This is a genomic window from Acinetobacter geminorum (assembly GCF_013009345.1).
Classification (GTDB): Bacteria; Pseudomonadota; Gammaproteobacteria; order Pseudomonadales; family Moraxellaceae; genus Acinetobacter; species Acinetobacter geminorum.
On the sequence record NZ_JABELE010000032.1, the window covers coordinates 1 to 12,475 of the forward strand.

Below are 12,475 nucleotides of genomic sequence, written 5' to 3' on the forward strand. Positions count from 1 at the left end.
AACTGGCATAGGGCACACCTCATAAGTTTAAAAAGTCTAACTTATGGGGTGCAGTTCAGGACGGGAGAGGGACACCTTCGGGTGTGCTAGTTTGAGATAATACTAGTCTGTCAACCTTCTTCCGTTCTGCCACCATAATTCTATAAATGTCTGGCAGAACTCCCAATAAAAAGGAGTTGGCTTTGCACATTCATAATTTCTTGGCAGCCTTTGCCAAAAGCTATAACGACACAACTTAAAAATTTAAAGCAGCTTGATGACCTTTAGGTTTTCAGGCTTTAAGTCATTACGGCTCAAAAAACTTGCATCAACAATAAAACTTGAGATGTGCCAAGCACAGTCTTTATGGCTTTGCTATGCCTTTTTTCTCCCAAAAAGTATCTCGTTTATATACAAAAAATTTATTTTAAAGCGGTAAAACTATGCCAAATTTAGTTCTCTCAACACGTGCGATCCAAATTATTAATACATCGATTCATTTGTTTCACCATCACGGATTTCACATAGTGGGCATCGACCGAATCGTGAAAAAGTCTCACACTCCAAAAGCAACTTTTTATAACTACTTTCATTCTAAAGAGCGATTTATTGAAATCTGTTTGATCGTGCAAAAAGAGAGGCTAAAAGAAAAAGTAGTTTCAATGGTTGAGTACGATCAAAGTACAAACGGGAAGGATACACTTAAGAAACTTTATTTCTTACATAGCGATGTAGAAGGGCCGTACTATTTATTATTTAAAGCAATTTTTGAAACGAAACTGACCTATCCAAAAGCCTATATCACCGCAGTGAGATATAGAACGTGGCTCATCAATGAAATTTATAGCCAACTTAGAACACTTAAAAACGATGCAACTTTTCAGGATGCCAAATTATTTTTATATATGATCGAAGGTGCAATTATTCAGCTTTTAAGCTCGGATGAGACAACCGAGCGAGAAAAGGTGTTGGATTGTTTTTTGCGGGGTTGGTTTAATGCAAGTGCTTAAATCAATGAATTCCAATGTATAAAACAATCCTATTTATAACTATTAATAATTGACCTAATGACTTCTTGTACATCCAAAATCGCTTTGTCTTTTAGCGATGTTTTTCGACATGAAAGTACCATTGGATAGGTTGGTATCGAAATTGGACATTTTGTATAAATTAGGGCAGGTATAATTTCGGAAATTTTTCTTGCAGCGTGGGTGGGAAGGGTACAAACCGTTCCTTTTCTTTTTAATAACCATGGAATAGCAGCAAAGTGAGAAGTAGAGGCAAAAATCCGTCTGGTCTTATTTAATTTCGTTAAATGTTCGTCAACAATCCCGATTTGACCCGTATTTGAAATCAGTAAATGTTCAAAACTTAAAAACTTATCTAAGGTTAGTTCAACCGCATCTTCAGGATGAGTCACCAAACAAGAATAATCACCTAAAACCATTAATTCTCGGTACAAAGAATGGTAATAGATTCCGCCAGAGGTTACTCCAATATCAACATTATGCTTTACCAGCATTTCAGCAATGATATGTGTATAGGTCTGTTTAATTACGATTCTGTAGTGGGGAAATTTTAATTTAACCTGTTCGATAATTTCTTGTGCAAATGCAATTTCAAAATCATCAGACATACCAATCGTGATAATTCTTTGCTGTAGGTTATTGTGATTATTGGGTAGTGACAACAATGTTTCCCTAAAAATACTTAAAGCATTGCTGACTAATGGTTTCAAAGCATGCGCTTTAGTAGTGGGTGCAAGACCTCGACCAGTCCGTTGAAAAAGTGGATCTTGATAAATATCCCTAAGACGTCGTAAAGATGCACTGACCGCAGACTGAGTAATTCCTAAACGTTCCGCTGCACGCGAAGCATTCTGCTCTTCATATAGGATTTCAAAGCACTTCAAAAGATTTAAGTCGATTTGTTCGATATTAATTTCATTCATATCTGATAGTGCCTAAATCCTATTCCTTAAAGATGGTGATTATATAACAATGAATTCAGACGTAATGAACGGAACTTGTATGGAAAGTAATAGATAAGGTTCTTATTTACGTGATGCTTTATCAAAATATATCAATTTTTTGATCAAAAGTTATTGATATCATTGTTGATTTTTAACCTGGTCTAGCAAGTAGGATTGATCAGGTTTATTTGGGAAAATATGATTAAGGACTGATTCTATGACAGATTATCTTTTAAATCTAGCTTTTCGATGAGTTAAACACGCTAGACAATTGAACCCCCCGTTAAATTTAAATCTAAACACATATGAATGTTGTTTATAGGGGATTCGTTTGCCAAAAAATGCAGGGATGTGTTCAAGCACAAGCATTTTAAAGTTTCGATATAGGAATTCGACATGTTAAAAAAACTACATGTGCAGGTAATTATTGCAATTATTGCTGCCATTATTTTGGGTTTGGTCTCCCCCGAATGGGCAAAGGCAATGAAGCCATTAGGTCAAGCATTTATTGCTTTACTCAAAATGCTTTTGGCTCCTTTGATCTTTCTCACTTTGGTTCATGGTTTAACTCATATTAAAGATATGAAAAAGCTGGGCCGTTTGGGTATTAAATCACTTATTTATTTTGAAGTACTAACAACTGTAGCAATGCTCATTGGCTTTGTATTTGTCAACGTGTTGCAGCCCGGTTTAGGTCTACATGCAACCGACCTAGCCGAACCTGATGCAGCAAAAGGTTCTGCAACTCTTTCAGCGGTTGATTTCTTCTTAAATATGATTCCACATACCATCGTAGATGCTTTTGCGACTGGCAATGTACTACAAGTATTGGTGGTTTCAATTTTAGCGGGTATGGCTATTAATTTATGTTGTGGCCCGGATTCTGTGATCGTTAAAGGAATTGATGAAGCACAAACCATCTTGTTCAAGATGCTGGGCTTTATTATGAAACTTGCTCCGCTCGGTGCATTTGGCGCAATGTCGGCTGCAATTGGTAGTTATGGCGGTGAAACACTCATTTATTTAATGAAATTAATTGGTGTTTTCTATGCAGCATGCTTCTTCTTTATGGTGTTTGTCCTTGGTGCAGTGACATGGATTATTGGCCTACCTTTTCTCACCATTTTAAAAGTGATTCGCGACGAAATACTTTTGGTGTTCGGTACAGCATCGGGTGAAGTTGCCTTCCCAAAACTGATTGAAAAGCTCAAAAAAACGGGTTGTGACGAGGCTGTTGTCGGGTTCGTATTGCCTACAGGTTACAGCTTTAATTTAGATGGCACAGCTTTATATATGGCAATTGCGGTGGGCTTTATTGCACAAGCAACTGACACACCTTTGAGCTTAATCGACCAGTTGGTTTTATTAGCAATCTTAAGCTTTACCTCGAAAGGTGGAACTACTGTCGCTGGCGGCGCCTTTATTAAGTTGGCGGCGACCTTACAGTCTGTAAAAACTTTACCACTCGGTGGTTTGGGGCTGTTGTTTGGTGTTGACCGGATTATGGCAACCATCATGGCAATTACCAACATTATTGGCAACACACTTGCGGTCTATGCAGTCGCTCGTTGGGAAAATGCTTTCGATGCTGATGCCTTTGAAAAACAAACAGGTAAGAGACCTAAGCGTAGTTTGCTACGGGCTAAAGATTCTTTGGTAGAGACGCCATTAGCTTCTGATTCAAATCACTCAAGTCAAGTTTTAGATAAATCTCATTAATTATCTCAACTTCTTTATATCGAGAATAGACATGCGTTTAAAAGCGATAGACCCAGAACATTTAACTGCTGAACAACAAGTTGTATTCGATGCAATTGCAAGCGGTCCACGTAAAGGGGTGCGAGGTCCTTTAGCGATCTGGTTGCACCATCCGAAGTTAGCCAATTTGGCACAAAGTCTTGGTCAATATTGTCGCTATGACAGTTGCTTGGAACCACGTTTGAGTGAGTTAGCCATCTTACTGATGGGTAGACACTGGCTCGCTGAATATGAATGGGCTGCTCATAAACCATATGCAATTGAGGCTGGCCTAAGTACAGACGTTATTGAAGCCATTCGTTTAGGTGAGCAACCCGTATTTATTCATAAGGACGAACAATTAATTTATCAGTTTATTTGTGAACTTCACGAGACCAAAAGGGTTGCTGATCAGACTTATCAAGAAATAGAGCAACTACTTGGGATAGATACATTAATCGATTTAGTCGCGATTGCAGGCTATTACACCCTTATTTCTATGACGATTAATGTTTTCGAAGTTCCACCCCCAGCAGGTGTAACTCCTGAATTACCCACCCCAGAAGCAGGAATTTAATATGTTTGATGAAATTAATCCTCAAGGACGTTTGAAAGATAAAGTTGCAATCATTACGGGTGCCGGTTGTGTTGGTCCAGGTTGGGGAAATGGTCGTGCAGCGGCAGTACTTTTTGCAAAAGCAGGGGCAAAAATTTTTGCTGTAGATCGTTCGATTGATGCAATGCAAGAGACTTTAAATCGTATTCAAAACTTCGGTGGTGAAGTGACACCTTTTGCATGTGATGTGACTGACAGTGAGTCAGTTCAAACCATGGTTGAAGCCTGTGTAGAGAAATATGGTCGTGTCGATATTTTAGTGAATAACGTAGGTGGTTCTGCTGCTGGTGGAGCTGTTGCGTTATCAGAAGAAGCTTGGAACAAACAACTCGACTTAAATTTAAAAAGCGTATTTTTAACTTGTAAGCACACCATTCCATATATGGAGCAACAAGGCGGTGGTTCGATTGTAAATACGGCTTCAACTTCTGGAATCCGTTTTACAGGCGCTCCGCAAGTTGCCTATGCCGCAAGTAAAGCCGCGATTATTCAATTATCAAAAGTGACTGCTGTCGAATATGCCCCTAAAGGAATACGCGTAAACACTGTCTTGCCTGGTCAATTACATACCCCGATGGTTGAGGTTCGTTTAGCAGGGCAACGTACTGGCGGTGATGTCGATCAATTGCTTGAAAGTCGTTTAAAACGAATTCCCGCAGGCTTTATGGGAGATGGGCGTGATACAGCTTTTGCTGCGCTGTTTCTTGCAAGTGATGAAGCGCGTTTTGTTACTGGAACAGAAATTGTGGTTGATGGCGGAATGACTGCACGTTGTGATTAAGGTGAATTCTGAGTAACTCCAAATATGTGAGGTACATGGAATATTTGTTGAACCTAATAAGATTTGTTTAGGAAGTACTATGTCATTTAATTTGCCAAAAGGTTCATGGGATTGCCATTTTCATATATACGGGCCTTTTGATCGCTTTCCGTTACCTGAAGATGCTGCATATCATCCTGAACCAGCAACATTTAAGCAGTTGCTTGAATTACACAAAAGTTTAGGAATTGAACACGGTGTTTTTGTTCAAGCTGTTGCCTATGGTTCAGATAACTTCATCATTTTAGATGCGATTGAACAAAGTAACTTTAATTATCGAGGAGTTGCTTTAGTAGATCACGATATTACAGATGAACAACTTGTTGAATTAAAGCACGGCGGAATTTGTGGCATTCGCTTTAACATGATGGGGCATTTGCCTGGAAGCCGTGATCCGCAAGCATTACGTGGTTTGGTTGAACGAGTTGCAAAGCTCGGATTTCATATTCAGATACATGGAAAAATTGAGGATATCTTCCCAGCGATTGAAGCTTGGCAAGACATAGATGTCGATATTGTGATTGATCATATGGCACGACCTAATTTGCTTGATTCACAAGATGCAGAAAATACTTTTATCAAGTTGCAACAAGTCATGATGAATCCGAAGCGTTGGCTAAAAATTTCCGGAATTGACCGTGCAATGAATGGACAGCCTGCCAGCACTTGGGAGGCTTCACTGAATTGGGTTCAGAAGTTAATCAAACTTGCACCAAACCGAGTGGTGTGGGGAACAGATTGGCCTCATCCAAATGTAAAAGGTGAGGTTCCTCATGATGATGAGCTTTTAAAGTTTGCATTAAAAGCACTCGATACGCCTGAATTAATACAAGCCGTATTTGTCGATAATCCACGAAATTTATATTTCAGAGAAAATTAATGTTTTAAAACCAATGAAGTATTCATTGACTGAATACTTCTTTACTTAAAAGGAAGTTAAAAATGAGTTTAAAAAAACTAGTCTCAGGAATGGGCTTATCAATTGCTATGGTCGTGCCAGCACATGCAGCGCAATTAAATGTTATTGCATCTGGTTCTTTTCATGGTGCGATGGATACTCTTATTCCAATGTATGAAAAATTAACTGGAAATACGGTTCATATCGAATGGGGGCCATCTGCCGGAAAGTCTCCTGAATCATTACCAATGCGAATTAAAAACAATGAAAAAATGGACTTGGCTATCATTTTGGATGATGCACTTAAATCTAATGAATTAAGTCAAAATTTTGACTTATCTAGTCGTACTGAATTAGCAAATTCAAAAATTGGTTTGGCTGTGAGTAAAGGTACTAAAGTACCACCATTAAAAAATGAAGCAGACTTAAAGGCAGCCTTATTATCAGCCCAAAAAGTTGCCTACTCTCAAGGTTCAAGTGGTGTCTATATCCGCTCAACATTATTCAAAAGATTGAATATTGAACAGGAAATGCAAACAAAAGGTCTTGAGGTTCCAGGTAAAAAACTGGTCGGAGAAGTGTTAGCAGAACATCAGGCTGATGTGGGAATGCAACAGATTAGTGAGCTTAAGCATACTAAAGGGATTACCTTTGTTGCACCTTTACCTGAAAGTTTGCAATACGTTAGTAAGTTTTCATCAGTGATTTCTAAAAAAGCTGAACATCCTGAAATCGCAGCTCAATTTGTACAATTTTTAAAATCTAAACAAGCAGCAAGTATTTTGACCAACAGTGGTTTGGAACCAATTGGCAAGTGAGGAATCACTATGAAGAAATACTTAACTGCAATTTTATCGACATCATTGAGCCTCATGGGATGCTCAAGTCTTGATAAGGTTGAATCTAATATGGATCAAGCAAATTTAATTTCAAATTTCTCTGTTCATAAAAAGCAGATCCAACAAGGTGATGTCTCAATTGAGTTCTATGTACAAGGGAAGGGCCCCGTAATTGTATTACTGCCTTCGTTAAGCCGTGGCGCTAGAGATTTTGATGTTGTTGCAGATTATCTTGCAAAATCAGGCTTTAAGGTAATACGTCCTGAACCTAGAGGCATCAATGGCAGTACAGGGCCTTTAGAGAATTTAACTCTGCACGATTTTGCTGCTGATGTTGCTTTAGTTTTGGATGCTGAAAAAACTGGTCCAGTGGTAGTCGTTGGACATGCCTGGGGAAGTCAGCCTGCACGTATGCTTGCTGCTGATCGACCAGATCTGGTTCGCGGTATTGTCATGGCCGCTGCTTCAGCAGGTAAGTTACCTAAAGATTCAACTGAAAAACCGTATGGGCGTTTACGTGATGCAATTGATAACGCAGGGAATTATAAGCTTCCTCAAGAACAACGTATCACATATCTAAAGCAAGCTTTCTTCGCACCTATGAATGATCCACATGTGTGGTTAAACGGTTGGTATGAAAAAAACCATGCTGCTGAAGCTCATGCACGAATTGTAACGCCAATTGATGAGTATTTTTCGGGTGGGAAAACGGTTCCAATCCTTGATTTACAAGGAGAGTACGATGCCGTTGTCGTCAAAAATGTAATGAAAGAGTATTTACCTGAACGAGTTGTTGAACAGGTCATCAAAAACGCAGGTCATGCGATGGTACCAGAACAACCAGAAGCGATGGCAAATGCGATAGCCAAATTTTCCAAACAAGTATATTCAGCCAATTAGTTGACTTAAATCTGCTTATTTAATTTTTAAACCACAATCATCTAAAACATGGAGTTGATTAAGATGAATAAAACCTTAGCTATTTTATCTACAGCAATATTATTAGCCACAGCAACGGTTACGGAAGCAAAACAAACAAACGTTTCACCAGCAACGCATACGGCAGCTGCCTCTAAGGTAAGCAATGTGCCTTATGAGATGGTAAAGTATGGTGATGTCTCTATTCAAGCTTATGTACAAGGTAAGGGGCCAACCATTGTGATTATGTCGTCACTAGGACGTTCTGTACGTGACTATGATGTAGTTGCACAAGATTTAGTTAAACAAGGCTTTAGAGTGATTCGACCTGAAGTTCGTGGAATTGGTTTAAGCCGTGGTCCAATGGAAAAACTGCATATTCAAGATTATGGAAATGATGTTGCAGCAGTGATCGAACATTTTAAAGCTGGTCCTGCAATTGTAGTTGGCCATGCATGGGGCAATTTCCCAACCCGCATGGTCGCAACACAGCGTCCAGATTTGGTTAAAGGTGTGGTGTTGGCAGGTGCTTCCGCAGGTAAAGTGCCAGAGGGATATAAAGGTAAACCAATTAGTCCTGAAATTCGTGAAGCGATTGATAATGCTGGAAATGAAGAGCTTCCAGAAGCTAAGCGTATTGAATATTTAAAACGTGCATTCTTTGCACCAATGAATGATCCGCGCGTATGGCTAACTGGTTGGCACCACGAAGCACACGATGCACAAGGTTATGCGCGTAATAACACTCCTGTAGATGACTATTTTGCTGCTGGCAAAGCACCAATTTTAGATATTCAACCAGAATATGACACAGTCGCGCCTAAACCTTTAAGAGGTGTTTTAAAAGGTGCCTTAGGTGATCGAGTGACGATAGTCGAAATTAAAAATGCAGGTCATGCATTAGTTCCAGAGCAACCGAAAGCTTTAGCGGATGCCATTGGTAAATTTGCTAAACAACAATTCGCGAAAAAATCATAGTTGTTCCTTAAAGAAACGGACGTTCAGGAACGTTCGTTTCTAATCGATTTTGTGCATTACGGTTTTAAGAGACTTTTCCATATGATTGACAAAAGTAAGTCCACACTTAGCGAGGTTCTATCGCAGATTAAAGATGGCGCGACCATTCTGATTGGTGGTTTCGGTACCGCAGGACAACCCGCTGAACTCATTGATGGTCTTATTGAACTCGGTGTTAAAGGCCTGACTATTGTCAGTAACAATGCCGGTAATGGCGATTACGGTCTGGCTAAGCTACTTAAGGCTGGTTCAGTTAAAAAAGTCATCTGTTCTTTCCCACGTCAGTCAGATTCTTATGTGTTTGATGAGCTGTACCGTGCCGGAAAGGTCGAGCTTGAAGTGGTACCACAAGGTAATCTGGCATGTCGTATTCAGGCAGCTGGTATGGGCCTAGGCGCTGTGTTTACCCCAACAGGCTTTGGAACACTTTTAGCTGAAGGTAAAGAGACCCGTGAGATTGCTGGTAAAGATTACGTACTTGAGTATCCAATCAAGGCTGACTTTGCTTTGATTAAAGCTTACAAGGGCGACCGCTGGGGCAATCTGGTTTACCGTAAATCTGCACGTAATTTTGGCCCGATTATGGCGATGGCTGCTGATGTCACCATTGCTCAGGTTTCTGAAGTGGTAGAGCTAGGTGGATTAGACCCTGAGCACATCATCACCCCGGGTATTTTTGTACAGCATGTTGTACAAGTACAGCCCGCACAGTAAGCAATAAGGAGAAATAACATGAGCTACCAGAAACTCAGCCGTGACCAGATTGCACAACGTGTGGCACAAGATATTCCAGATGGTGCCTATGTGAACTTGGGTATTGGCCTACCGACCAAGATCGCGAGCTACTTACCTAACGATAAAGATATTTTTCTTCATTCTGAAAATGGTTTATTGGCTTTTGGCCCACCGCCAGCTGCTGGTGAAGAAGATCCTGAACTGATTAATGCGGGTAAAGAGTTTGTGACCATGCTTGAAGGCGGCAGCTTTTTCCACCATGGCGACTCATTTGCAATGATGCGTGGTGGTCACCTTGATATTGCTGTACTTGGCGCATTTCAGGTTGCAGCGAATGGTGACTTGGCCAACTGGCACACGGGAGCACCGGATGCGATTCCTGCGGTTGGTGGTGCGATGGATTTGGCGGTTGGGGCCAAGAAAGTATTTATCACCACAGACCATGTGACCAAACAAGGTGAGCCGAAGATTGTGGCTGAGCTAACTTATCCAGTGACGGGTAAAAAATGTGTTGACCGTATTTACACCGACCTGTGTGTGATTGACGTGACTCAAGATGGTTTAAAGGTAATTGAGAAAGTGGAAGGTCTTAGCTTTGATGAGCTACAGGCTTTAACAGGTGCAACTTTGATTGATGCGACTCAAGGGTAAGTTTAAACAGCATAGCCAATGCTACTACCGTCATTGCCTGTAAATGATAGTGGTCTTCGAAAGCCCTTTGTATAGGCAACACCTTATTTTTTAAGGATAAAAATTAACAAAAATCCTTTGTTACTCAGACACAACATCCCTGTTGTGCTGAGCAACGAGGCGACATCCATGTCGCCACCGCGAAACACTGAATGGAACTCATTGAATACGGTTCTTGCTTATTAATTTGGATTTTACCGTAATTCGCTATTGTGACAGGCGACATGGATGTCGCCCGTTGGACAGGGAGGCATGGAAGCCTCCTCTGTTCAACAAAGGTTTTTGGTTACTTTTTTAAAAAAGTGACAAGAATTAGCTATTGGCATTTGACTCAACACGATAAGACTCTGTCATGACTACTTTTAACTTAGTAACCATGATGATCGCCAGCAAAATCTGGAAAAGTCTAACAATGTGGCAATGACAGCAACAGATTTCAAAATGGAAATGTAAGAATGAAAAATGCTTATATCATCGATGCCATCCGTACTCCATTCGGCCGTTATGCCGGTGGCCTTGCACCTGTCCGTGCCGATGACCTTGGCGCTGTGCCGATTAAAGCACTCATGCAGCGTAACCCGAATGTAGATTGGGAACAGGTCGATGATGTGATCTATGGCTGTGCCAACCAAGCCGGTGAAGATAACCGTAATGTTGGTCGTATGTCAGCACTGCTTGCAGGTTTACCATATCAAGTACCAGCAACCACCATTAACCGTTTGTGCGGTTCTTCACTCGATGCCATTGCCATTGCTGCCCGTGCCATTAAAGCAGGTGAAGCGAATTTGGTGATTGCTGGGGGTGTAGAAAGCATGAGCCGCGCACCCTATGTGATGGGTAAGTCTGACAGTGCTTTTGGCCGTAGCCAGAAGATTGAAGACACCACCATGGGATGGCGTTTCATTAACCCTAAACTTAAAGAATTGTATGGTGTAGATACCATGCCCCAGACTGCCGAAAACGTGGCTGAACAGTTTAACGTCAATCGTGCAGATCAGGACCAGTTTGCCTTGGTGAGCCAACAACGCACCGCAAGCGCGCAAGCCAAAGGCTTTTTTTCTAAAGAAATCGTGGCAGTTGAAATCCCTCAGCGTAAGGGTGATGCTGTTGTGATTGATACCGATGAACATCCACGTACATCAACTACCCTTGAAGCTTTAAGCAAACTTAAACCTGTAGTTAAAGCAGAGGGTACGGTCACTGCGGGGAATGCTTCAGGCATTAATGATGGTGCAGCAGCTCTACTAATTGCTTCTGATGAGGCAGTTCAAGCTTACAACTTAAAACCACGTGCCAAGATCATTGCCTCAACAGCAGTGGGTGTAGAACCACGTATTATGGGTTTTGCTCCGGCACCAGCGATTAAGAAATTACTTAAACAAGCCAACCTGACTTTAGATCAGATGGATGTAATTGAGCTGAATGAAGCTTTTGCTGCACAAGCTTTGGCCGTGACCCGTGATTTAGGTTTGCCAGATGATAGCAACAAGGTAAATCCAAATGGTGGTGCCATCGCTTTAGGTCATCCACTGGGTGCATCAGGTGCACGCCTCGTGACGACAGCCCTAAACCAGCTTGAACAAACAGGTGGCCGTTATGCTTTGTGTTCAATGTGTATTGGTGTAGGCCAAGGCATTACTTTGATTATTGAACGTGTTATTTAAAAGGAAAGAACTAATGCTATTTTACGTACGAAAAGATGTGATTTTACCTAGCCATTTAACTGAGCAGGAAATTGAAGATATTAAAGCAAGAGAACGTGCTTATTCTCAAGAAATTCAAAGACAAGGTAAATGTCGTCATTTATGGAGAATAACAGGGCAATATGCAAACATTAGTATTTTTGATGTTGAAAGCAATGAAGAGCTACATAATTTATTACAAGGTTTACCACTTTATCCTTACATGAAGATTGAAGTGATCCCTTTAAATAGACATCCATCTTCAGTGAGAGAAGGTGATTTTTAATAATTGAATTAAATAGTTGTTTATATAGGATCCATGTGTAACTTCAAGAATCTGTAACCTTTTTACTTTTTTTAAAGGTTACATTCTTAAAGCCTTAGTACATAAGGCTGTAACCTCTTAAATTTAGTTATTTCTTAAATTAAAGTGAGAAAATAGATATTGATATAAAGCTAAAGTAAAGATAGTAGGAATATTTGTTGTCTCATGGCTTGGGACTGTTCTAAATTTTGTGTAAGTACTTAATTTTCATTTATCCTTCAGAGGATAATTACAAAAGGTACTTCAC

The 12,475-nt window shown here is 40.4% G+C and carries 13 protein-coding genes; 12 read left to right on the forward strand and 1 reads right to left on the reverse strand.

Annotated features, from left to right (window positions below; all coding sequences use genetic code 11):
* Nucleotides 1-422 precede the first annotated feature (422 nt).
* Entirely contained in the window at nucleotides 423-989 is a 567-nt protein-coding gene (locus HJG58_RS18245) for a TetR/AcrR family transcriptional regulator (protein ID WP_170249767.1), read from the forward strand.
* Between the two features lie 29 nt (nucleotides 990-1,018).
* Here HJG58_RS18245 and HJG58_RS18250 read toward each other — a convergent pair whose 3' ends face one another.
* The gene (locus HJG58_RS18250; protein WP_170249768.1) at nucleotides 1,019-1,930 is read right to left on the reverse strand and encodes a LysR family transcriptional regulator; all 912 of its coding nucleotides are present in this window, start codon (nucleotides 1,928-1,930) and stop codon (nucleotides 1,019-1,021) included.
* A 417-nt stretch (nucleotides 1,931-2,347) separates the two neighbouring features.
* Here HJG58_RS18250 and HJG58_RS18255 point away from each other — a divergent pair, with 417 nt between their 5' ends.
* The 11 genes from HJG58_RS18255 (at nucleotide 2,348) to catC (ending at nucleotide 12,189) form a co-directional block, all read left to right on the forward strand.
* Nucleotides 2,348-3,670, forward strand: coding sequence for a cation:dicarboxylate symporter family transporter (locus tag HJG58_RS18255; protein ID WP_170249769.1), 1,323 nt, complete (start codon nucleotides 2,348-2,350; stop codon nucleotides 3,668-3,670).
* A gap of 31 nt (nucleotides 3,671-3,701) precedes the next feature.
* Nucleotides 3,702-4,265 (forward strand): carboxymuconolactone decarboxylase family protein, encoded by a 564-nt coding sequence (locus tag HJG58_RS18260; RefSeq protein WP_170249770.1) that lies wholly within the window; start codon nucleotides 3,702-3,704, stop codon nucleotides 4,263-4,265.
* A gap of 1 nt (nucleotide 4,266) precedes the next feature.
* Complete coding sequence (locus tag HJG58_RS18265) at nucleotides 4,267-5,085, forward strand: SDR family NAD(P)-dependent oxidoreductase (protein ID WP_170249771.1); 819 nt, start codon at nucleotides 4,267-4,269, stop codon at nucleotides 5,083-5,085.
* 79 nt (nucleotides 5,086-5,164) lie between these two features.
* Complete coding sequence (locus HJG58_RS18270; RefSeq protein ID WP_170249772.1) at nucleotides 5,165-6,004, forward strand: amidohydrolase family protein; 840 nt, start codon at nucleotides 5,165-5,167, stop codon at nucleotides 6,002-6,004.
* A 62-nt stretch (nucleotides 6,005-6,066) separates the two neighbouring features.
* Nucleotides 6,067-6,840, forward strand: coding sequence for a substrate-binding domain-containing protein (locus tag HJG58_RS18275; protein WP_086264951.1), 774 nt, complete (start codon nucleotides 6,067-6,069; stop codon nucleotides 6,838-6,840).
* Nucleotides 6,841-6,849: 9 nt separating this feature from the next.
* Nucleotides 6,850-7,761 carry an alpha/beta fold hydrolase gene (locus HJG58_RS18280; RefSeq protein ID WP_235823114.1) on the forward strand — a complete coding sequence of 304 codons (912 nt, stop codon included), beginning with the start codon at nucleotides 6,850-6,852 and terminating at the stop codon, nucleotides 7,759-7,761.
* A gap of 63 nt (nucleotides 7,762-7,824) precedes the next feature.
* Nucleotides 7,825-8,757, forward strand: coding sequence for an alpha/beta fold hydrolase (locus HJG58_RS18285; RefSeq protein WP_086264950.1), 933 nt, complete (start codon nucleotides 7,825-7,827; stop codon nucleotides 8,755-8,757).
* Nucleotides 8,758-8,838: 81 nt separating this feature from the next.
* Nucleotides 8,839-9,510 carry a 3-oxoacid CoA-transferase subunit A gene (locus HJG58_RS18290; RefSeq protein WP_170249773.1) on the forward strand — a complete coding sequence of 224 codons (672 nt, stop codon included), beginning with the start codon at nucleotides 8,839-8,841 and terminating at the stop codon, nucleotides 9,508-9,510.
* 18 nt (nucleotides 9,511-9,528) lie between these two features.
* Nucleotides 9,529-10,182, forward strand: coding sequence for a 3-oxoacid CoA-transferase subunit B (locus HJG58_RS18295; protein ID WP_170249774.1), 654 nt, complete (start codon nucleotides 9,529-9,531; stop codon nucleotides 10,180-10,182).
* Between the two features lie 494 nt (nucleotides 10,183-10,676).
* Entirely contained in the window at nucleotides 10,677-11,885 is a 1,209-nt protein-coding gene (gene pcaF, locus HJG58_RS18300; protein WP_170249775.1) for a 3-oxoadipyl-CoA thiolase, read from the forward strand.
* 13 nt (nucleotides 11,886-11,898) lie between these two features.
* Nucleotides 11,899-12,189 carry a muconolactone Delta-isomerase gene (catC, locus tag HJG58_RS18305; RefSeq protein ID WP_086265785.1) on the forward strand — a complete coding sequence of 97 codons (291 nt, stop codon included), beginning with the start codon at nucleotides 11,899-11,901 and terminating at the stop codon, nucleotides 12,187-12,189.
* Nucleotides 12,190-12,475: the final 286 nt, after the last annotated feature.